We start from the raw sequence: 21,705 nt of genomic DNA, 5'->3' as shown, positions 1-21,705 counted from the left end.
ACGTCAGATTGCAAAAAGCCCCGTCACAAAGGACAGGGCTTTTCACTGGCAGCTCAAAACGAATAGCTGTTCTTAGAACACCACACCCTGACTGCGCAGGTAATCATCGTAGGTGCCGCTGAAGTCGGTCACGCCGTCCGGGCTCAACTCGATGATGCGAGTGGCCAGGGACGATACGAACTCACGGTCGTGGCTGACGAAGATCAGCGTGCCCGGGTAGTTTTCCAGCGCCAGGTTCAGCGCCTCGATCGACTCCATGTCCAAGTGGTTGGTCGGTTCGTCCATGATCAGCACGTTCGGCTTTTGCAGGATCAGCTTGCCAAACAGCATGCGACCTTGCTCACCACCGGAAATCACTTTGACCGACTTGAGGATCTCGTCGTTGGAGAACAGCATGCGGCCCAAAGTACCGCGGATCATTTGTTCGCCCTGAGTCCACTGCCCCATCCAGTCGAACAGCGTCACGTCGTCTTCGAAGTCGTGCGCGTGATCCTGAGCGTAGTAGCCCAGTTCTGCGGCGTCGGTCCACTTGATGCTGCCGGCATCCGGGGTCAGTTCGTTGACCAGGGTTCGCAGCAGGGTGGTCTTGCCGATACCGTTCGGGCCGATGATCGCGACGCGCTCGCCCGCTTCAACCTGGAAGCTGAAATCCTTGAACAACGGCTTGCCATCGAAGCCTTTGGCCATTTTTTCGACCATGACGGCCTGGCGATGCAGCTTTTTGTTTTGATCGAAACGGATGAATGGGCTGACACGGCTCGAGGGCTTGACCTCGGCCAGTTGGATCTTGTCGATCGCCTTGGCGCGGGAAGTGGCCTGCTTGGCTTTCGAGGCGTTGGCCGAGAAGCGGCTGACGAACGATTGCAGTTCGGAAATCTGCGCTTTCTTCTTGGCGTTGTCCGACAGCAGTTGCTCGCGGGACTCGGTCGCCACGGTCATGTACTCGTCGTAGTTGCCCGGGAACAGACGCAGCTCGCCGTAATCCAGGTCAGCCATGTGGGTGCACACGCTGTTCAGGAAGTGACGGTCGTGAGAGATGATGATCATCAGGCTGTTGCGCTGGGTGAGGATGTTTTCCAGCCAGCGAATGGTGTTGATGTCCAGGTGGTTGGTCGGTTCGTCGAGCAACAACACTTCCGGATCGGAGAACAGCGCCTGAGCCAGCAATACACGCAGTTTCCAGCCTGGCGAGACTTCGCTCATCGGGCCGAAATGCTGCTCGATGCCGATACCCAGGCCCAGCAGCAGTTCACCGGCACGGGATTCGGCGGTGTAGCCGTCCATTTCGGCGAACTCGGTTTCCAGCTCGGCCACGGCCATGCCGTCTTCTTCGCTCATTTCCGGCAGCGAATAGATGCGATCGCGCTCGGCCTTGACCTTCCACAGCTCTTCGTGACCCATGATCACGGTGTCGATCACGGTGAATTCTTCGTAGGCGAACTGATCCTGGCGCAATTTACCCAGGCGCACGTTCGGCTCAAGCATGACCTGACCACCGGACGGGTCGAGGTCGCCGCCAAGGATTTTCATGAAGGTCGACTTGCCGCAACCGTTGGCGCCGATCAGGCCGTAACGGTTGCCCGCGCCAAATTTGACCGAAACGTTTTCGAAGAGCGGCTTTGCGCCGAACTGCATCGTGATGTTAGCTGTAGAAATCAAGTGTTTTTCCTGCGAAGCATTCTGAATTGCGAGGGTGCGGCCGGAGCGCTTGGCCCGAGTCAAAGTGCGCTGAAGCGGGGAGGTCCCGTCATCAACCAAGGGGGGCGCGTAAAGTTTGGCGGCGATTGTACTGGTCTGGCTCTTTAAACGATAGGGCGAACACGCCACGAACGCCGATTGGCACAATCGCGGGACAGTTTTTCACAGATGAAGGCTCACTATCGGTTACAAAGTGTGGCTAAAATGCCATCCATTCACCTAGCGCCCTAGAACGGCGCGGGCTCAAGGACGTGCCATGTGTACTCAGACCACTGCATAAGACGCCAGAGTTCAGGCTCCCGGGTGCGCGCAGTTTGTTCACTTCTGACGTGTGACGATTTTTCGTGAAACTCATCATTGCTGCTATTTATGTCATTTCCATTGCATACGTTCACTTGCGTGGCCGCGTGCGCCACAAACTGGGCCGGCAACTGAGTGATCACTCGACGTTTCTCGCGCCGATCAATTGCTTCCTCTATCTGTTCTCGAAGAAGCCGAACAAGCCTTACCTTGATCCGGCAGACTTTCCTGATCTGAGCCCATTGCAAGCCCATTGGAAGGAGATCCGCGAAGAAGGGCAGAATCTGCTGCAAGCTGGCGAGATCAAACGTTCCGATCAATACAACGATGTGGGTTTCAACTCGTTCTTCAAAACCGGCTGGAAGCGGTTCTACCTGAAGTGGTACGGCGACAGCCACCCGTCGGCGATGAAGTTGTGCCCACGAACGACCGAGCTGGTACAGAGTATCGGCTCGATCAAGGCAGCGATGTTCGCCCAGTTACCGCCGGGATCGAAACTGGTGCGCCACCGTGATCCTTATGCCGGTTCTTATCGTTATCACTTGGGCCTTGAAACGCCGAACGATGAGGGTTGCTATATCAATGTCGACGGCGAGAACTATCATTGGCGCGATGGCGAAGCGGTGATGTTCGACGAAACGTTCATTCACTATGCTGAAAACAAGACCGACCAGAACCGGATCATCCTCTTCTGTGATATCGAGCGGCCGCTGAAGTATCAATGGGCCGCAGCGTTCAATGGCTGGTTTAGCCGCACTGTGATGTCGGCAGCGGGTGCGCCGAATGATGCGGGTGACCGTACTGGCGGGATCAACCGGTTGTTTACCAAAATCTACAAGATTCGTTTGCGCGGCAAAGAGCTGAAAAAGCGCAATCGCAAGCGGTACTACATGGAAAAGTGGGCGATTTTCGGTGGTTTGCTGGCTGTCTTCATCTTGATCTGATGAATATAGAGCGGCCACCGACGCCTTCGCGAGCAAGCCTGCGTCTTTGCCGAGTGTAAGAGCCAGGCTGATTTATCCGGGTGATCTTCAGGTGGCCTGCGACTCAGGGCGAAACTTTCCCGCCATTTGGCGGCTTCCGGGGGGTTGGTCAAGCCGTGTTACATGTTGTTTAAAGGCCATGGGTTAACAAATCCGAACCCTGGGCGTAGCGTGGACTCGAAGGCTTTATTCCATGCCCATCGAGAGGCCACCCCATGAACCGAATTATGCTTGGCATCGCCGTCATGACACTCAGTAGCGGTCTGGTTCATGCGGATGTCGTGCTGGCGCAAAGCCCTACCGGCAACAGCAACAACCCCTACAACAGCCCAATCCGCCGGGCCAACCCAAACAGCATGCAGGGCACGCAGCCCAGCGCCCCGCCAATGCGAGGGCCAAACACCCTACCGACGCCACGTCCGCCCACGGTCGAGAATCGTGGTATTGGCAACGGCCAGCCGATTCGCTCGTCGCCAAGTCAGTCGCCCACGTTCATTCCCAACCCTCCCTCGCGGGATTCCGGCAGTCACCGCTGAACGGCAGGACTGCTGTTTTGCCAGCGTCTGAACCGAACAAAAGGACTCGTGCATGTTGCGTAAAACCCTCCTGGCCAGCCTGTGCGTCAGCGCACTGATCAGTGCTCCGGTCTTGGCCGCTACCCAAGAATTGCAAAGCGAGCAGGGCACCCTCGAAGTCACCACGATTACCCAAGGACTCGAGCATCCGTGGGCGCTGGCCTTTCTGCCGGATCGCGGAGGCATGCTGGTGACCGAGCGACCGGGCAACCTGCGGGTGGTCGGTACAGAGGGTCAATTGTCTGCGCCTATCAGCGGCGTACCGAAGGTCTGGGCCAAGGGGCAGGGCGGTTTGCTGGATGTCGTGCTGTCACCAGATTTTAAACAGGACCGGCTGATTTACCTGTCGTACGCCGAAAGCGGCGGCGTCGGGGACAAGGCCGGGACGGCCGTAGGGCGTGGGCGACTGTCGGACGACCTGAAAACGTTGAAGGACTTTAAAGTGATCTTCCGCCAAGAGCCGAAACTCTCTGTCGGCAACCATTTCGGTTCACGACTGGTGTTTGATCGCGAGGGTTATCTGTTCATCACCCTGGGCGAAAACAACGACCGGCCCACCGCGCAGGATCTCGACAAGCTGCAAGGCAAAGTCGTACGTATCTACCCCGACGGCAAAGTACCGGACGACAATCCATTCGTGGGTCAGTCTGGCGTGCGGCCCGAGATCTGGTCGTACGGCCAGCGCAATCCACAGGGCGCAGCACTCAATCCGTGGACCGGCACGCTTTGGGAGAATGAACACGGGCCGCGCGGAGGTGATGAGATCAACATCATCGAGCGGGGGAAAAACTACGGTTGGCCACTGGCGACTCACGGCATTAACTATTCCATGCAGCCGATCCCGGAAGCTCAGGGTAAAACCGCTGAAGGCACGATCGCGCCGCATCATGTGTGGGAGAAGTCGCCAGGCGTATCGGGGATGGCGTTTTACGACAGCGACCGTTTTAAACCGTGGCAGCACAACGCGTTTATCGGCGCGCTGGCGACACAGGAGCTGATTCGCCTGCAGTTTGATGGCGACAAGGTGGTGCATGAGGAGCGCTTGCTCGGCGAACTCAAGCAGCGCATCCGTGACGTACGGCAAGGGCCGGATGGCTACCTGTACGTGTTGACGGACGAGGAGAATGGTTCGCTGTACAGAATCGGTCTGAAGTAACCCGCTGTGGCGAGGGAGCCTGTTCCCTCGCCACACACCGGCGCAGAGGCCGCAGAACTCAACTCAGTCCCGCATTTGGCCGAACCGCCACCGCGATGCCTTGTTATAGTTCTGGCTTCATTTTCAGCCCGGTAAAGGATCACTGCCATGTCTCAATACACCGCCTTCAGTGTCGAACTGGCCAACAATATCGCTCATGTGCAGATCAACCGTCCGGAAAAAATCAACTCGATGAACGCCGCTTTCTGGAGCGAGATCGTCGAGATTTTCCAGTGGATCGACGACACAGACGAAGTGCGCGTGGTGGTGCTCAGCGGTAATGGCAAACACTTTTCCTCCGGCATCGACCTGATGATGCTCGCCGGCGTCGCCAATGAATTGGGCAAGGACGTCGGTCGCAATGCGCGCCTGCTGCGGCGCAAGATCCTGACCCTGCAAGCCTCGTTCAACGCCGTCGACAACTGCCGCAAACCAGTGCTGGCAGCCATTCAGGGGTACTGCCTGGGCGGCGCGATTGATCTGATCGCCGCGTGCGACATGCGCTACGCCGCCGAAGACGCGCAATTCTCGATCAAGGAAATCGATATCGGCATGGCCGCTGATGTTGGCACATTGCAACGGTTGCCGCGGATCATCGGAGACGGCATGCTGCGTGAGCTGGCTTACACCGGTCGCACATTCGGCGCTGAAGAAGCGCGCAACATCGGTCTGGTCAATCGTGTTTACAGCGATAAGGATGTGCTGCTCGAAGGCGTTTTCGATATCGCCCGCGACATCGCTTCCAAGTCGCCTATCGCGGTCACTGGCACTAAAGAAATGATCAGCTACATGCGCGACCATCGCATCGACGACGGTCTCGAATACGTTGCCACCTGGAACGCCGCCATGTTGCAATCCACCGATTTGCGCGTGGCCATGGCCGCCCATATGAGCAAACAGAAACCCGAATTTCTGGATTGAGAAACCATGACATCTCGCTGGACCACTGCAGTACTGGACACTGATCAACCCGGCGGTTGGGCGGTGGCGCGCAGCCCCGAAGGCTTTCTGTTCGATGACAACGGCGCACTATTCCCCCGGGAATGGATCAAGCGTCAGGACCTGTCGATCCTCGCCGAACATGGCATTGGCCATCTCGATGGCGAGCCGGTGTACCTGCTGGAATTACGCAGTGCCAGCGAGGTACCGGGTTGCAACTGGAAAGGTCTGCGGGCGTTCATGCTCGATGGCGATCACACGATCTATAAAGTCTTGGGCTACGCCGCGCAGATCGGCACCTGGGCCCGAGAACATCGCTTCTGCGGCAATTGCGGGCAAGCGATGACGCAGGTGCCACGTGAACGTGCGATGTATTGCCAGTCGTGTGATCTGCGCAGTTATCCGCGCATTTCGCCGAGCATGATCGTACTGATTACCCGTGGCGACGAGATTCTGCTGGCCCGTTCACCACGCTTTGTCACCGGGGTTTACAGCACGCTGGCAGGTTTTGCCGAACCGGGTGAGTCGGCCGAAGATTGTCTGATTCGCGAAGTGCGTGAAGAAGTGCAGATCGAGGTGAAGAACATTGAGTATCTGGGCAGCCAGTGCTGGCCGTTCCCGCACTCGATGATGCTGGGGTTTCACGCCGAATACGCCGGCGGTGAAATTGTCTGTCAGGAAGACGAAATCGAAGACGCCCAGTGGTTCAACGTGCATGATCTGCCGCCGTTACCGGCGTCAAAATCGATTGCTCGTTACCTGATTGACGTCTACGTGGCGCGGCGCTTAGGCCACGCTGAACCAGTGCTGCCAGGCTAGGCGTACGGTCAACCCCAATACCACGGTGATGAACACCGGGCGAATGAATTTGGCGCCGCCGCTGATCGCGGTGCGTGCGCCAAAGAACGCGCCGACCATCACCGACAGGCCCATGCTCAGGCCGATGATCCAGTCCACCTGCCCGGAAAACACGAACACCGACAGCGCCGCAATGTTGCTGACGAAGTTCATGCTGCGTGCCACTCCGCTGGCCTTGACCAGGTCGATAGGGTAGAGCAGCAAGCTGCTGACGGTCCAGAACGCACCCGTGCCGGGGCCGGCCACACCGTCGTAGAAACCAAGGCTGAAGCCTTGGGTTGATTGCCATTTCTTTTTGATCGGTGCGTCGCTGTCCAGCGGCGCTTTTGGTGTGCCGCCGAATAACAGGTACAAGCCGCAGGCGAAGACGATCACCGGGAGCATTTTGTTCAGCCATTCCGCGGGCAGGTAATGGGCGACGATGGCGCCCGCCAGCGCGCCGACCAATGTGCCAACAATCGCGTGCACCCACTGTCTTGGATGAAACAGTTTGCGTCGGTAGAAGGTGAAACTGGCGGTGGCCGAGCCGAAGGTCGAACTGAGTTTGTTGGTGCCCAGCACCAGATGCGGCGGCAGGCCGGCCGTCAGCAGGGCGGGCGTGGTCAACAAGCCGCCACCGCCAGCGATGGCATCGATGAATCCGGCGATGAAAGCGACGATGGCCAGAATGGCCAGAGTGGTGAGGTCAACGCTGAGTTCAAAAGGCATGGAGTCGGCTTATTAGGCAGGGTGCAGCTCTATGCTGCGGGGAGGATCGCCATGTTACTCATTTCCAAGTGTTGCCGCGAGCCGCTAGCCTGCTCGCGAAAGCGGTGTGTCAGCGACAGAAATTCTGGCTGACAAGACGCCTTCGTGAGCAGGCTCACTCCCACATCGCGTTCTTCGTGAGATTACAAACCAAGATCAGACAGCCCAGGATGATCATCCGGGCGCCGGCCCAGCGGCCAGTGAAATTTGCGCTCGCTTTCCTTGATCGGCATGTCGTTGATGCAGGCATAGCGCTGGAACATCAAACCATTCTCATCGAACTCCCAGTTTTCGTTGCCGTAAGACCGGAACCAGTTACCCGAATCGTCATGCCATTCGTAGGCGTAGCGCACGGCAATGCGCGTGTCAGAGTAGGCCCAGAGTTCCTTGATCAAACGGTAATCCAGTTCCTTGGCCCATTTGCGAGTCAGGAACGCCTTGGCTTCTTCGCGATTGTGAGCAAATTCGGCGCGGTTACGCCATTGAGTGTCGAGTGTATAAGCCTGCGAGACCTTTTCCGGATCGCGAGAGTTCCAGCCGTCTTCGGCCAAACGAACTTTCTCGATCGCCGATTCACGGTTGAAGGGTGGCAATGGTGGACGCACCTGAGCTGCTGTAGACATGTTCAATCTCCCGATAAATTCAACGTTTAAACAACTTGCCTGGCTTATTAAGGTGTTACAGGTCCAACAACTTTCGCGCCATGCATTGCGCATTATCGGCGGCACTGTGGTCACCCATCACAAGCGCTACGGTAATGGCGCCGTCAATCAGGATCAGCATCTGTTTGGCCAGCAGTTGCGGATCCTTGGCGCCATGTTCGGTACATAGCTCGCACACATAGTCGAGCAGCTTCTGTTTGTGGTCTTTGGCGACCTGGCGCACCGGGTCCTGTGGGTCGCCGGTTTCGCCGCTGGTATTGATGAACGCACAGCCGCGGAAACCTTCCGAAACGAACCAGCCCTTGAGCACGGTAAACAGGTTGAGCAAGCGATCGGCTGGAGTTTCGGCCTGATCGACTGCGTTTCGGTACCAGTGCATCCAGCGCACGTCACGGCGTTGCAGGGCGGTGACGGTCAGATCCTCTTTGTTGGCGAAGTAGCGGTAGATACTTTTTCTGGAGACACCGGCGGTTTTCACCAGAAGATCCATGCCCGTGGCTGCAATGCCACTTTTATAGATCAGCTTTTCGGTGACATCCAGAATGATGTCGCGTGTCGATGTGTCAGTGATTGAGTTCATGCAGCAAACAGTAGAACGATCATTCTTCTTGGTCAAGCGCTGATTTCAGGAGGGCGTTTTCGAGCAAGCCCGCTCTTGCAGTGGGTCGCCTTTCAAGGGAGGGAGTGCGCTTGCTCACGAAGGGGTTATTGCACCCAGTAACAAGACCCGAACGAGTCGATGGTGTAAGCTCCCGGGTTCTTCGGATTCGACCCATTGCGAGCCCTATGCCGTTGCTTTTCAAACGTTCTCTGCTGCCTAAATTGCGCAGCTTTCCGCTGACCGCCGAGGCCGTGACCATTCTGTCCGGTGCCGCCGAGTTCCGTCGTTGCCTGCTGGAAAAAATCGCCGAGGCGACCCAGCGCATCGTCATCGTCGCGCTTTATTTGCAGCAAGACGAAGCCGGTCAGGAAATACTCGATGCCTTGCACGCCGCCAAACTCAAGCGTCCCGAGCTTGAAATTGCAGTGGTGGTTGACTGGTTGCGCGCCCAGCGCGGGTTGATCGGTGCCGGCAAGCAGCCGGGTAACTCGGCGTGGTATCAGGAGATGACCCGCACCCATCAGAGCGAAGTGCCGGTTTACGGTGTGCCGGTGCAGACCCGCGAATTGTTTGGCGTGTTGCATTTGAAGGGCTTCGTGATCGACGATTGCGTGGTCTACAGCGGTGCGAGCCTGAACAACGTTTATCTGCACAAGTTCGACAAGTACCGTTTCGACCGCTATCACGTCCTGCACAGCCCTGAGCTGGCGGATTCGATGCATCATCTGGTCAAGCATGGCCTGATCGAATCCAAAGCGGTGCACCGTCTTGATTTGCCGAACCTGCCGACCACCCGTAGCCTGCGCAACTATATTGGCGATCTGCGCAGTCGACTCAAATACGCGGCATACGACACCAGCGCCGGCAGCACGGCGCACACCGGCCTATCGGTCAGCCCGTTGCTTGGCGTCGGCAAGAACAACCCGCTGAACCGGGTGATTCTCGAGTTGATCGCCAGCGCGCAAACGCAACTGACCATCTGCACGCCGTACTTCAACCTGCCGTTGGGCGTGATCCGTGAGGTCAACCGTGCGCTGGCTCGCGGCGTGAAGATCGACATCGTGGTGGGCGACAAGACCGCCAACGACTTTTACATCCCGCCAAGCGAGCCGTTCAAGATCATCGCGGCGTTGCCATACTTGTACGAGATCAGCTTGCGCCGCTTCGCCAAACGGCATCAGCGCAACATCGACAGCGGCCAGTTGAACCTGCACCTGTGGCGTGACGGTGACAACACCTATCACCTCAAGGGCATGTGGATCGATCAGCGCTATACGCTGCTGACCGGCAACAACCTCAATCCACGGGCGTTCCGTCTGGATCTTGAAAACGCGCTGTTGATTGATGATCAGCAAGGCGAGTGGCTGGAGCCGCGCGCGAAGGAGTTGGAGCAGATATTCCGCCACACCACGCGTATCGAGAGTTTCCAGAATCTGGAAACCTTGCCGGAGTATCCGAGCGGGGTGGCGAAGTTTCTCAAGCGCGTGAGCCGGGTGCGGATTGAGCGGTTGCTCTACCGGATTTTGTAAGGCTTCAAGTGATTCGGTGCGGCTACAACCGCTTTCGCGAGTAAGCCCGCTCCCACAAGAGGGCTGTGTTGACCACAAATGTGGTGATTGACACAGCTCCAATGTGGGGGCGGGCTTGCTCGCGAAGGGGCCGAATCAAACGCTATAAAAAACTCAGTTCAGACCCAGCTTTCCACGTAAGGTCGACAGGTCTTCAGCCAAGGTATTCACCGGCCCGACCAGCGCTTTGCGGTCGTTATCCTTCACCTTGTCATACGTCTCGAAACCACCGTCCGTGGTCTTGTACTTGGCCAGCACCTTGTCCACGGAGGCGAAGTTCTTGTCCACTTTGGCGACGAAAGCCTTGTCTTGCTTCTCAATCTGCGGACGGAACAAATCAACGATTTTCTTCGCGCCGTCGATGTTGCCCTGGAAGTCGTACAGGTCGGTGTGACTGTAACGATCTTCTTCTCCGGTTATCTTGGTCGCGGCGACTTCCTCAAGTAGCGCTGCTGCACCACCCACCACCTTCTCAGGCGGGAAGGTCAGCCCGGCCACGCGGCTTTGCAGGTCTTTGACGTCTTTGTTCAAACCATCCGCCAAAGTATCCAGACCTTGGGTGCTCTTTTGCGAAAACAGCGAATATTCGATGCGATGGAAACCGGTGAAATCTTCCGCTTTCACGCCTTTTTCGTGGTCGTCGACACGCGAATCGATAGACGCATCAAGGTCACTGAACAGCTCGGCAATCGGTTCGATCGACTCGTAGTAAACGCGGGTCGGTGCATAGAGCTTCTGCGCAGTCGCCAGGTCGCCTTTCTTCACCGCATCGGTGAATTGCTGAGTGTGGTTGGCCAGTTCATCGAGTTGTTCGGTGACGTAGATCTTGTAGTCCGAAACCGGCCCGACCAGATCCAGCGGAGCGGTCGCTGCGAAAGCCGACAGTGGGGTGTTGAGCAAGCCAAGGGCAAGTAATAGCGCGAGTGGCGTCTTTTTCATGGGGCGGCTCCAGTGTCTTGATTGTTTTAGGCAGCGGTTTTCGGTTGTGTGGCGTCAAGCAGCGAGCGACCGATGAAGTCCTTGTCGCCCGTAACGCCCGCAAGGGTGAAGAAGTAACCGCCCCCGACGGGTTTTAGGTATTCCTCAAGCGGTTCGCCGTTGAGGCGGGTCTGCACGGTGATAAAGCCTTTCTCCAGGTCGGCCTGGTAGCAGATGAACAGCAACCCCATGTCGAGTTGCCCGTTCTTGTTTACCCCGTTGGAATAGTTGAACGGCCGGCGCAGGATCAGGTTGGCTTGGCTCGCAGCGGTACGCGGGTTAGCCAGGCGGATGTGCGCGTCGAGTTTGGTCAACTTGCCGGCCGGGTCTTTGCTGTAATCCGGGACTTCGGTCTCATGCTGGGCACCCATCGGCGCGCCAGTGGTTTTGACCCGACCGATGATGCTTTCCTGTTCCTGCAATGGCGTGCGATCCCAGCGCTCGACGAAGTTGCGGATGATCCGCACTGCTTGATAACTGCCATGGGCGGCCCAAGCGGGTTCATCGCTGTCCGGCTGCACCCAGACCACGCGGTCCATCGCTTTGCCGTCGTTGGAATCGGGGTTGGCTGAGCCATCACGGAAGCCAAGGAAGTTGCGCGCCGACTGCGCCGGCACACCGGGTTTGGCAGGGGCTTGTGGCGGTACGCTGCCTTCCTGTTTCCAGCGCACCAGCAGCAGGTCCGGCAGGCTTTTCACAATGTCGCGCAGGGCGTGGATGTTGGTGTCGGCGGTGTTGGCGCAAAACTGCAGGCTCAAGTCGCCGTGGCAGCAGTCGGCGTCCAGTGCATCGTTGGGGAAACCGACCATGCGGATCAGACGCTTGGGTTTGGCGTCGGCTAGGCCGAAGCGCTCATCGAACAGCGACTCACCCACTGAAACGGTGATGGTCAGGTTGTCCGGGGTGACCACTGGGCCGAGGATGCCGGAATCCGGTGGCGGCAGTTTCGGGTCAATCTGTGCCACGGGGCCGCCCTTCATCAGGAAGGCGATGCGCTCGTTGAGGGTGCGAAACAGTCGTTCGAGGTCTTCGCGATCACTGGCCAGTACATCGAACGACACCAGCATGCCCGACGCCGGGCGCGGGGTGACGATGCCGGTCTGGTGCATGCCGTGGAAGTCGTGGCGGTCTTCAGTCTTTTCGCTACTCGGGGCTTCGGTGACTTGTGCCGTTGCGGCGGCCATAGCCGGGCAGCTCAAGGCCGATCCGGCCAGTGCGACACCCGCGGCACCCATGCCCATCAGGACACGGCGACGTTGCAGGTTGAGTTGTTCTGAATCTTTCATCGGTACTCGTCTTCTGCTTACAGGCCGGAGAGGCCGAGGGCGGGATCGATGCCATCAAGCGCGTTGGCCAGAGCCTGAGCCTTGTCGGCAATCTGTTTGCGTTGTTCGCCGCTGACCGTGTCGTAGCGGGCGTAGCCGTCCTTGATCTTGTAGGTGTTGAGTTCGGTATCGAAGTCCGCCAGAGCCTTGTCGACTTTCGGTAACAGATCGGCAGCAGACTTGCTCAGCATCGGTCGCAGCAGGTCCACGACTTTGTGTGCGGTTTGCAGGTTCGCGGCAAAACCGTTGAGGTCGCTGTGGCTGTAGCGTTCCTCTTCACCGCTGGCAGCACGCACGTCAGCCAGTGTGTTGAGGTTGCGCACGACGATGTTTACCAACTGCTCCGGCGGCAAGGTTTGCGCCAGCAATTGCTGTTTGAGCGCGGTGACGTCGCTCAGCAGGCGTTGCGCAACGGGCGCCAGTTCGTCGAGTTTGCGTTGCTGGAACAGGCCGTATTCGATGCGATGGAAACCGACGAAGGCTGGATCCTGCTCGCGTTTTTCGAAGTAATCGGCGCGCGCGTTGATGCTGTTATCCAGTTCGGCCAGACGCTGAGCGGCCGGGGCCAGACGTTGATACGCGGTGCGCGCTGGCAGATACAGCGCCTGAGCCTGACTCAAGTCGCCGCTGTCAATTGCCTGGTCCAGTGCGGTGACAGCTTTGATCAGTGCGCTGCCCTGGCTGGCCAGATACACGCGGAACTCCGACAACGGCCCGACGAAAGCGACCATCGACGGCTTGGCCTTGGCGGCGGCGTCAGAAGCGGCGGTCGGCGTTACGTGCAAAGTGCCGCGCGGATTACTCAGCAGGCCACAAGTGATTGCGTAGTCGCCGGGTTGCAGGTTGGCGTTGATCACCTGACTCAGGCCCGGCGCAATATTCTCGCGCTCCTCGACCACCAGCACGCCGTCGAGGATTTCCCATTCCACTGACCGCTCGGAGCGGTTGACGATGCGGAAACTGGCGCGGCCGGCCGGTACGCTCAACTCATTGGGCTCGCAGTTGCCCGGATGAATGTTGATCACCACTTCGTTGAGGTTGTGCTGTCGCTTGGCCGCCGCCAATTGCGAGGCGTAATAGAATAGGCCACCGGCGGCGACCATCACGATCACCGAGCCGGCCACCGCCCAACGCAAGGCGCGGGGAGGCGAGGCCTGGGGAGACATAGGCTTTGACATGGATGCCCTTATTGGCTGGAAACGGAAGACGATCTGGCGGCTGTTGCCGAGGTGGCGAGCGGTGCCGGCATGAAGAACATCGCCAGCGCTACCACCAGATAAATCAGCCAGGCACCAAGGGTGCTGATGGTTGGTGTGTCCTGATAACCGAACATGCCGGCCAGCACTGAACCCAGCGGCCCGTCCACCGGCAGCGTCGCGCTGAAGTCAAAAAGTACGGTTTGCAGGTGATTCCACAGCCCGGCTTCATGCAGCGCCTGCACCGAGTTGGCGAGAATCCCCGCAGCGACGACGAGAATGAACAGCCCGGTCCACTTAAAAAACACAGAAAGGTTGAGGCGCATGCTGCCGCTGTAGATCAGGAACCCGACAACGATGGCCAGAATCAGGCCGAGCAGGGCGCCAATCGGCGCGCCGGAACCTTCGCTTTGTTGGAACACCGCGAGCAGGAAGAACACCGTTTCCAGACCTTCGCGGGCCACGGCGAAAAACACCATGGCGATCAGCGCGATGACCTGGTGTCTGGAAGAGGCCAGGGCTTCGTCCAGCGAGGCGTGCAGCGAATGTTTGATCGAGCGCGCAACCTTGCGCATCCAGAACACCATGGCGCTTAGAATCCCCACGGCCACGAGGCCGACCACGCCTTCGAACAATTCCTGCTGCTTTTGCGGGAACTCGGCACTGACCAGTTCCAGCCCGCCACCCACCAGCAGGGCTAGCGCGGCGGCGAGAAATACACCGATCCACACGGCGGGCATCCATTGGCCACGGCCGGTCTGTTGCAGGTAGCTGGCGATGATGCCAACGATCAGTGCGGCTTCAATGCCTTCGCGCAGCATGATCAGGAAGGGAACGAGCATTCGGCACCGTGTTGTAAGAGAAGATGTCAATTTGTAACATAATGACACTCATTCGCAAATGAAACCTATTGGCAAAAACCTGAACGTTAGCTGAACAACCCTGATTTTTGTGCTGCGCAGATATCTGGGAGCAGGCTGCTCCCAACCACGGTTGATTCGTGTTGAATTCAAGTCCTGCGTTAAGATGCCGCACAGTCAAAAACAACGAGGTCTGCCTCGCTCCATGTCGGAAAAAGACACCATCGCCGTTCAATTGGTGCGTGAAGCACTGCTGCAGAGCTGTGCCCCGGGCGTGGCCACGGAAGACGTCTTGAACAAGGTCGGCATTGCTCCAGCCTTGCTGCACGCAGGCGATGGCCGAGTACCAGCCTCGCAATACGCCAAACTCTGGCGCTTGCTGGCGCGGCGCGGCGATGACGAGTTTTTCGGCATGGACCCGCGCAAGCTCAAGTCAGGCAGCCTTGAGTTCCTCTGTCGTAGCGCGATGGCGCAACCGACACTTGCTGCCGGTTTGAGCAGCGGCCTGGGATTTCTGTCGCTGATGCTTGAACGTCTGCCCGCGCAACTGGTGCATCAGCAGAGCCTCGCGGAAATCGTTTTGCTTGAAGACGAACCTGAACCCGCCCGCGCCTTTACCTATTTCACCTACTGGATGATCGTCCACGGTGTTGCCTGCTGGCTGGCCGGTCGACGTATCCCGATCATGGCCATCGAACTGCGCTGCCTGGAACCGGACTTCACCGATGATTATCGGGTGATGTTTTCGGAAAACCTGCGGTTCGACCGACCTCGCACACGGATGATTTTCTCTGCCGACTGCCTTGATCTGCCGATCAAACGCAGTGCTGAGGAATTGAAACGTTTCTTGGCCCACGCGCCGGCCAACATCCTGGTGAAGTACCGCGACCCACAAAGCTTTGCCAGTCGGATCAAACAGGATTTGCGTCAGTTGCCCGCCGAGAGTTGGCCTGAAACCGAAGCGCTGGCGCAGCAATTGTGCATGTCGGCTTCAACTTTGCGCCGACGCCTGGCGGAGGAAGGGCAGACGTATCAGGGGCTCAAGGACAGTGTGCGCAAGGAGTTGGCGATTATGTGGCTGGCGGAGCCTTCGATCAGTTTTGTCGAGATCGCAGCGCGGCTAGGGTTTGCCGATGCCAGTTCGTTCTACAAAGCGTTTCGCAAGTGGTCGGGGTCCAATCCGGGGCACTATCGCACGTTGATCCTGAATGAGGCGGTCTGATCCAGATCATCCGTCGCCCGGCCCGGCGCCTTCGGGAGCAAGCCCCCTCCCACAGTTCAGATCAGTTCCCTCAGCTTGAAATGCATTCCCCTGTGGGAGGCGGCTCCCGAAGAGGCCGGAACGGGCAGCACACTTACCAGCGCTTGGCCAAACCAGTCAGCCACTTTGATGGCTTTGACCATTGCCCCAAGCCCACCACAGCGCGACTATCCCTGTGTTGTTTACGGTTCCCAGCCTAATAAAAACACAGAGGGATTCTGGCAATGCGCGATTACTTGTCTGCCACCGAACAGTTCAACTATCAGCACACCGTCGATGCCGCGCTCAGCGGAACGCTTGAGGCGCTCAACGCCTGCGTCGAATGTTGCGACCGTCATGCATTGCCGGGGCGCATCGCGCTGTTCTGGGAAGGCCGCGACGGCGCGAGCGCGACCTACACCTTCAGCGACTTGCAGGACAAAGCCGCGCGTTTCGCCAATTTTCTTCTCGCCCAAGGCGTGCGCAAGGGCGACAAGGTTGCCGGCCTGCTGCCACGCAACATCGAATTGCTCATCACCGTGTTTGCCACCTGGCGTATCGGCGCGGTGTATCAACCGCTGTTTACCGCGTTCGGCCCCAAGGCCCTCGAACATCGGCTGAACAGCTCCGGCGCCAAAGTCGTGGTCACCGACGCCGTGAACCGACCGAAACTCACGGAAGTTGCAGACTGCCCGACGCTGGTCACCGTCAGTGGCGCCAAAGGCCAAGGCATCGTCCGGGGCGATTTCAGTTTCTGGGCCGAACTGGCCCATTATTCCAATGCCTGCGAACCGGTGCTGCTGACTGGCGAAGACCCGTTCCTGTTGATGTTCACCTCGGGCACCACCGGCCCGTCGAAAGCGCTGTCGGTGCCGCTCAAAGCCATCGTCGCGTTCCAGAGCTACACTCGCGATGCCGTGGATCTTCGCCCGGAAGATGCGTTCTGGAACGTTGCCGATCCGGGCTGGGCCTACGGCATCTATTACGGCGTCACAGGCCCTATGTCGATGGGCCACCCGATCACCTTCTACGACGGCCCGTTTACCCTAGAAAGTACCTGCAGGGTGATCAACAAGTACGGCATCACCAACCTCACCGGTTCGCCAACGGCGTATCGCTTGCTGATTGCCGGCGGTGACGAGTTCGCCAAGTCGATCAAGGGCAAACTGCGTATCGTCAGCAGCGCGGGCGAGCCGCTGAACCCGGAAGTGATCCGCTGGTTCGCCGACAACCTCGACGTGGTCATACACGACCATTACGGCCAGACCGAACTGGGCATGGTCCTGTGCAATCACCACGGCCTCGAACACCCGGTTCATGTTGGCGCTGCCGGGTTTACCTCGCCGGGTCATCGCATCGTCGTGCTTGATGAGCAGTGCAACGAACTCGGTGTCGGCCAGCCTGGCATCCTCGCCGTCGACCGGCCCAAGTCGCCGATGTGCTGGTTTGCCGGTTACGAAGGTGTGCCCACCAAAGCCTTTGTCGGTGATTACTACCTGAGCGGCGACACCGTGGAATGGAACCCGGACGGCAGCATCAGTTTCGTCGGTCGCAGCGACGACGTGATCACTACCTCTGGCTATCGCGTCGGCCCGTTCGACGTCGAAAGTGCGTTGATCGAACACCCGTCCGTGGTCGAAGCGGCGGTGGTCGGCAAGCCCGACCCGGAGCGCACTGAACTGGTCAAAGCGTTCGTCGTGCTCAGCGCGCAATACCGCGCCGCGCCGGAGTTGGCCGAAGAGCTGCGCCAACATGTACGCAAGCGTCTGGCCGCGCATTCCTACCCGCGTGAAATCGAATTTGTCAGTGAGTTGCCCAAAACCCCGAGCGGCAAATTACAGCGCTTTATCTTGCGCAACCAGGAAATCGCCAAGGCTCAAGAGGCCGCGGCGAAGAACGTTTCAGCTTGAATCCAAGGAAACAGTCATGCAGATCGAGAACAAGGTTTTTATCGTCACCGGCGGCGCGTCGGGCCTGGGTGCGGCCACCGCTGAACTGCTGGTGAATGCAGGCGCCAAAGTGATGCTGGTGGACATGAATGCCGAAGCGGTTGCCGCGCAAGCCGAACGTCTCGGTGCGCACAGCGTGGTGGCCGACATCAGCAACGAAGATGCTGCCGAAGCCGCCGTTAAGGCGACCGTCAAAGCCTTCGGCAGCCTGAACGGTCTGGTCAACTGCGCCGGTATCGTGCGTGGCGAAAAGATCCTCGGCAAGAACGGCCCGCATGCGCTGGCCAGTTTTGCCCAGGTGATCAACGTCAACCTGATCGGCAGCTTCAATATGCTGCGTCTGGCCGCTGCGGCGATTGCCGAAAGCAAAGCCAATGCTGACGGCGAACGTGGCGTGATCATCAACACCGCTTCGGTGGCGGCATTCGATGGCCAGATCGGTCAGGCCGCCTATTCGGCGTCCAAAGGCGCCATCGCCAGCCTGACCTTGCCGGCCGCCCGTGAACTGGCCCGCTTCGGCATTCGTGTGATGACCATCGCACCGGGCATTTTCGAAACCCCGATGATGGCCGGCATGACCCCGGAAGTCCGCGACTCCTTGGCTGCTGGCGTGCCGTTCCCACCGCGCTTGGGCAAGCCTGCCGAGTACGCCGCACTGGTTCGGCATATCATCGAAAACAGCATGCTCAACGGTGAGGTGATCCGTCTCGACGGTGCCTTGCGCATGGCCGCCAAGTAAGGAGGATTTGTCATGACCATTTCCAACGATCCGATTGTCATCGTCAGCGCTGTCCGCACCCCCATGGGCGGCTTTCAAGGCGAACTGAAAAGCCTCACCGCGCCGCAACTCGGCGCTGCCGCGATCAAGGCTGCGGTTGAGCGTGCAGGTCTTGCCAGCGACTCGGTCGACGAAGTGCTGTTCGGTTGCGTATTGCCCGCTGGTCTCGGTCAGGCGCCTGCGCGTCAGGCCGCACTCGGCGCCGGGCTGGATAAATCGACCCGTTGCACCACGGTCAACAAAATGTGTGGCTCAGGCATGGAAACCACCATGCTCGCCCACGACATGTTGGTCGCTGGCAGCGCCGATGTGGTCATTGCCGGCGGCATGGAAAGCATGTCCAACTCGCCTTATCTGCTGGATCGTGCCCGCGCCGGTTACCGCATGGGCCATGGCCGCGTGCTTGATTCGATGTTCCTCGACGGGCTCGAAGATGCCTACGACAAAGGCCGGCTGATGGGCACCTTCGCCGAAGATTGCGCCGAAACCCATCACTTTAGCCGTGAAGCCCAGGACGCGTTCGCTATCGCTTCGACCACCCGCGCCCAGCAAGCGATCAAGGACGGCAGCTTCAAAGCTGAAATCGTTCCGCTGACCGTGACCGTCGGCAAAGAGCAGGTGCTGATCAGCCATGACGAGCAGCCGCCGAAAGCCAAACTCGACAAGATCGCCTCACTGAAGCCTGCGTTCCGCGAAGGCGGCACGGTGACGGCGGCGAACTCCAGTTCGATCTCTGATGGCGCCGCTGCACTGGTGCTGATGCGTCAGTCGCAGGCGCAGAAACTCGGTTTGAAACCGCTTGCCGTCATTCATGGGCACGCAGCGTTCGCCGACACCCCGGGCCTGTTCCCGGTGGCGCCGATTGGTGCGATCAAGAAATTGATCAAGAAAACCGGTTGGTCGCTGGGCGACGTTGATCTGTTCGAGGTCAACGAAGCGTTTGCTTTGGTCGGCATGGCGGCGATGACTCAATTGGAAATTCCTCACGACAAACTCAACGTGCACGGCGGCGCCTGTGCCTTGGGCCATCCGATCGGTGCATCCGGCGCGCGGATTCTGGTGACCTTGCTGTCGGCATTGCGCCAGAGAAACCTCAAGCGCGGTATCGCGGCAATTTGCATCGGCGGCGGCGAAGCGACGGCCGTGGCCGTGGAATGCGTCTACTAAGGCCAACCATTCCCAACGGAGGGAGGGGCTTGCTCCCGAAGTGGCCGTGTCAGTCAGATCACTTTTGAATGACACACCGCTTTCGGGAGCAAGCCCCCTCCCACAGGGTTCTGTGTAGTCACCCCCGGATTTAAGGATTCACCATGATTGCCAACGAAGACCAAACCCAGATCCGCGACATGGCCCGGCAGTTTGCCGAGGAGCGGCTGAAACCGTTCGCCGCCGAGTGGGATCGCGAACACCGGTTTCCCAAGGAAGCCATCGGCGAAATGGCCGAACTGGGCTTCTTCGGCATGCTAGTGCCGGAGCAGTGGGGCGGTTGCGACACCGGTTACCTGGCCTATGCCATGGCCCTGGAAGAAATCGCGGCCGGTGACGGCGCCTGCTCGACCATCATGAGCGTGCACAACTCGGTGGGGTGCGTGCCCATTCTCAAGTTTGGCAACGACGATCAGCGCGAGCGCTTCCTCAAACCGCTGGCCAGCGGCGCGATGCTCGGCGCGTTCGCGCTGACCGAGCCGCAAGCCGGTTCCGATGCGAGCAGCCTGAAAACCCGTGCACGCCTGGAAGGTGATCACTACGTGCTCAATGGCTGCAAACAGTTCATCACGTCCGGGCAAAACGCCGGGGTCGTCATTGTGTTTGCGGTGACCGATCCGAGTGCCGGAAAACGCGGAATCACCGCGCTTATCGTGCCGACCGATTCGCCGGGCTACAAAGTGGCCCGCGTTGAAGACAAGCTCGGCCAGCATGCTTCGGACACCTGCCAGATTCTCTTCGAAGACGTCAAAGTCCCAGTCGCGAACCGTTTGGGCGAGGAGGGCGAGGGCTACAAGATCGCCTTGGCCAACCTTGAGGGCGGGCGCGTCGGCATTGCTTCGCAATCGGTGGGCATGGCCCGCGCCGCGTTCGAAGCCGCGCGCGATTACGCCCGCGAGCGCGACACCTTCGGCAAGCCGATCATCGAGCATCAGGCCGTGGCGTTCCGTCTCGCGGACATGGCCACCCAGATCGCCGTTGCCCGGCAAATGGTGCATTACGCTGCCGCGCTGCGTGACAGTGGTCAACCGGCCTTGGTCGAGGCGTCGATGGCCAAGTTGTTCGCCTCGGAAATGGCCGAGAAGGTCTGCTCGATGGCATTGCAAACCCTGGGTGGTTACGGCTACCTCAACGACTTCCCGCTGGAGCGCATTTACCGCGACGTGCGTGTCTGCCAGATCTACGAAGGCACCAGTGATATTCAGCGCATGGTCATTTCGCGCAATCTTTGAGAAGGAATTTTTATTCATGACTTACGAAACGATTCTGCTGGAAATCCACGGCCGCGTTGGCCTGATCACCCTGAACCGCCCGCAGGCGCTGAACGCGCTGAACGCGCAACTGGTCAGCGAAGTGAACCATGCGCTCGATGGGCTGGAAGCTGACGCGAACATTGGTTGCATCGTCCTCACCGGTTCGAAGAAAGCCTTCGCGGCCGGTGCCGACATCAAGGAAATGGCCGAGCTGACCTATCCGCAGATCTACATGGACGATCTGTTCAGCGACAGCGACCGTGTAGCCAATCGACGCAAGCCAATCATCGCTGCGGTCAACGGCTTCGCCCTCGGCGGGGGCTGTGAACTGGCATTGATGTGCGACTTTATTCTGGCCGGCGACAACGCCAAATTCGGTCAGCCGGAAATCAATCTCGGCGTCCTGCCGGGCATGGGCGGCACCCAGCGCCTGACCCATGCCGTGGGCAAAGCCAAGGCCATGGAAATGTGCCTGAGCGGGCGTTTGATTGATGCAGTGGAGGCCGAGCGCTGTGGCATCGTCGCGCGGATCGTGCCGAGTGATGAACTGCTGGATGAAGCGCTGAAGGTGGCGGCCGTGATCGCCAGCAAGTCGCTGCCGATTGCGATGATGATCAAGGAAAGTGTCAACCGAGCGTTCGAGGTCAACCTGACGGAAGGTGTGCGTTTTGAGCGACGCGTATTCCATGCGGCGTTTGCCACGCAGGATCAGAAGGAAGGAATGGCGGCGTTTGTGGCCAAGCGGCCGCCGGAGTTTACCGGTAAGTGATGCGTCGCCCCGGCTGACGCCTTCG

At 59.0% G+C, this 21,705-nt stretch carries 20 protein-coding genes; 12 read left to right on the top strand and 8 right to left on the bottom strand.

Annotated elements, in window-relative coordinates; genetic code table 11:
* Positions 1-72: 72 nt before the first annotated feature.
* Positions 73-1,659: an ABC-F family ATPase gene (locus ACIOU6_RS03485; protein ID WP_401133838.1), complete on the bottom strand. Its 1,587-nt coding sequence runs from the start codon at positions 1,657-1,659 to the stop codon at positions 73-75.
* 383 nt (positions 1,660-2,042) lie between these two features.
* On the opposite strand from ACIOU6_RS03485, the gene lpxO reads away from it, so the two are divergent.
* From lpxO to nudC, 5 genes are all read left to right on the top strand, one after another.
* Positions 2,043-2,942: a lipid A hydroxylase LpxO gene (gene lpxO / locus ACIOU6_RS03480; protein WP_221731674.1), complete on the top strand. Its 900-nt coding sequence runs from the start codon at positions 2,043-2,045 to the stop codon at positions 2,940-2,942.
* Positions 2,943-3,196: 254 nt separating this feature from the next.
* On the top strand, positions 3,197-3,517 hold the full coding sequence (locus tag ACIOU6_RS03475) for a hypothetical protein (protein WP_221731675.1): 321 nt from the start codon (positions 3,197-3,199) through the stop codon (positions 3,515-3,517).
* 52 nt (positions 3,518-3,569) lie between these two features.
* Positions 3,570-4,712, top strand: coding sequence for a PQQ-dependent sugar dehydrogenase (locus ACIOU6_RS03470; RefSeq protein WP_401133834.1), 1,143 nt, complete (start codon positions 3,570-3,572; stop codon positions 4,710-4,712).
* A 147-nt stretch (positions 4,713-4,859) separates the two neighbouring features.
* The gene (locus tag ACIOU6_RS03465) at positions 4,860-5,672 is read left to right on the top strand and encodes a crotonase/enoyl-CoA hydratase family protein (protein ID WP_221731677.1); all 813 of its coding nucleotides are present in this window, start codon (positions 4,860-4,862) and stop codon (positions 5,670-5,672) included.
* A 6-nt stretch (positions 5,673-5,678) separates the two neighbouring features.
* Entirely contained in the window at positions 5,679-6,509 is an 831-nt protein-coding gene (gene nudC / locus ACIOU6_RS03460; RefSeq protein ID WP_221731678.1) for an NAD(+) diphosphatase, read from the top strand.
* Here nudC and ACIOU6_RS03455 read toward each other — a convergent pair.
* The 3 genes from ACIOU6_RS03455 to ACIOU6_RS03445 form a co-directional block, all read right to left on the bottom strand.
* Entirely contained in the window at positions 6,477-7,256 is a 780-nt protein-coding gene (locus tag ACIOU6_RS03455) for a TSUP family transporter (RefSeq protein ID WP_221731679.1), read from the bottom strand. The genes nudC and ACIOU6_RS03455 overlap by 33 nt on opposite strands.
* 182 nt (positions 7,257-7,438) lie before the next feature.
* Positions 7,439-7,918: a nuclear transport factor 2 family protein gene (locus tag ACIOU6_RS03450; protein ID WP_221731680.1), complete on the bottom strand. Its 480-nt coding sequence runs from the start codon at positions 7,916-7,918 to the stop codon at positions 7,439-7,441.
* A gap of 55 nt (positions 7,919-7,973) precedes the next feature.
* Positions 7,974-8,537: a TetR/AcrR family transcriptional regulator gene (locus ACIOU6_RS03445; protein WP_221731681.1), complete on the bottom strand. Its 564-nt coding sequence runs from the start codon at positions 8,535-8,537 to the stop codon at positions 7,974-7,976.
* Positions 8,538-8,743: 206 nt separating this feature from the next.
* Between ACIOU6_RS03445 and pssA the strand changes: the two genes are divergently transcribed.
* Positions 8,744-10,087 carry a CDP-diacylglycerol--serine O-phosphatidyltransferase gene (gene pssA / locus ACIOU6_RS03440; protein ID WP_221731682.1) on the top strand — a complete coding sequence of 448 codons (1,344 nt, stop codon included), beginning with the start codon at positions 8,744-8,746 and terminating at the stop codon, positions 10,085-10,087.
* Positions 10,088-10,240: 153 nt separating this feature from the next.
* Here pssA and efeO (ACIOU6_RS03435) read toward each other — a convergent pair whose 3' ends face one another.
* From efeO (ACIOU6_RS03435) to efeU, 4 genes are read right to left on the bottom strand one after another with little or no spacing between them, the layout of a single operon-like run.
* Positions 10,241-11,065, bottom strand: a complete 825-nt coding sequence (efeO, locus tag ACIOU6_RS03435; protein WP_221731683.1) for an iron uptake system protein EfeO — start codon at positions 11,063-11,065, stop codon at positions 10,241-10,243.
* Between the two features lie 26 nt (positions 11,066-11,091).
* Positions 11,092-12,390: an iron uptake transporter deferrochelatase/peroxidase subunit gene (efeB, locus tag ACIOU6_RS03430; RefSeq protein WP_221731684.1), complete on the bottom strand. Its 1,299-nt coding sequence runs from the start codon at positions 12,388-12,390 to the stop codon at positions 11,092-11,094.
* Between the two features lie 17 nt (positions 12,391-12,407).
* On the bottom strand, positions 12,408-13,607 hold the full coding sequence (efeO, locus tag ACIOU6_RS03425; protein ID WP_401133828.1) for an iron uptake system protein EfeO: 1,200 nt from the start codon (positions 13,605-13,607) through the stop codon (positions 12,408-12,410).
* A gap of 8 nt (positions 13,608-13,615) precedes the next feature.
* Positions 13,616-14,467, bottom strand: a complete 852-nt coding sequence (gene efeU, locus ACIOU6_RS03420) for an iron uptake transporter permease EfeU (RefSeq protein WP_401133825.1) — start codon at positions 14,465-14,467, stop codon at positions 13,616-13,618.
* 223 nt (positions 14,468-14,690) lie between these two features.
* Between efeU and ACIOU6_RS03415 the strand changes: the two genes are divergently transcribed.
* The 6 genes from ACIOU6_RS03415 (at position 14,691) to ACIOU6_RS03390 (ending at position 21,680) form a co-directional block, all read left to right on the top strand.
* Complete coding sequence (locus ACIOU6_RS03415) at positions 14,691-15,707, top strand: AraC family transcriptional regulator (protein ID WP_221731687.1); 1,017 nt, start codon at positions 14,691-14,693, stop codon at positions 15,705-15,707.
* 263 nt (positions 15,708-15,970) lie between these two features.
* Positions 15,971-17,635 (top strand): AMP-binding protein, encoded by a 1,665-nt coding sequence (locus ACIOU6_RS03410; RefSeq protein WP_221731688.1) that lies wholly within the window; start codon positions 15,971-15,973, stop codon positions 17,633-17,635.
* 16 nt (positions 17,636-17,651) lie between these two features.
* Complete coding sequence (locus ACIOU6_RS03405) at positions 17,652-18,413, top strand: SDR family NAD(P)-dependent oxidoreductase (RefSeq protein ID WP_401133821.1); 762 nt, start codon at positions 17,652-17,654, stop codon at positions 18,411-18,413.
* Between the two features lie 12 nt (positions 18,414-18,425).
* Positions 18,426-19,619 carry an acetyl-CoA C-acyltransferase gene (locus tag ACIOU6_RS03400; RefSeq protein WP_401133819.1) on the top strand — a complete coding sequence of 398 codons (1,194 nt, stop codon included), beginning with the start codon at positions 18,426-18,428 and terminating at the stop codon, positions 19,617-19,619.
* 143 nt (positions 19,620-19,762) lie between these two features.
* Complete coding sequence (locus ACIOU6_RS03395; RefSeq protein WP_401133817.1) at positions 19,763-20,890, top strand: acyl-CoA dehydrogenase; 1,128 nt, start codon at positions 19,763-19,765, stop codon at positions 20,888-20,890.
* Positions 20,891-20,906: 16 nt separating this feature from the next.
* Complete coding sequence (locus ACIOU6_RS03390; RefSeq protein WP_401133815.1) at positions 20,907-21,680, top strand: enoyl-CoA hydratase; 774 nt, start codon at positions 20,907-20,909, stop codon at positions 21,678-21,680.
* The last annotated feature ends 25 nt before the right edge of the window (positions 21,681-21,705 follow it).

It is taken from the genome of Pseudomonas sp. NPDC087615, assembly GCF_044743445.1.
GTDB classification, from domain to species: domain Bacteria; phylum Pseudomonadota; class Gammaproteobacteria; order Pseudomonadales; family Pseudomonadaceae; genus Aquipseudomonas; species Aquipseudomonas baetica_A.
This window is presented reverse-complemented; position numbering and strand designations above follow the sequence as displayed.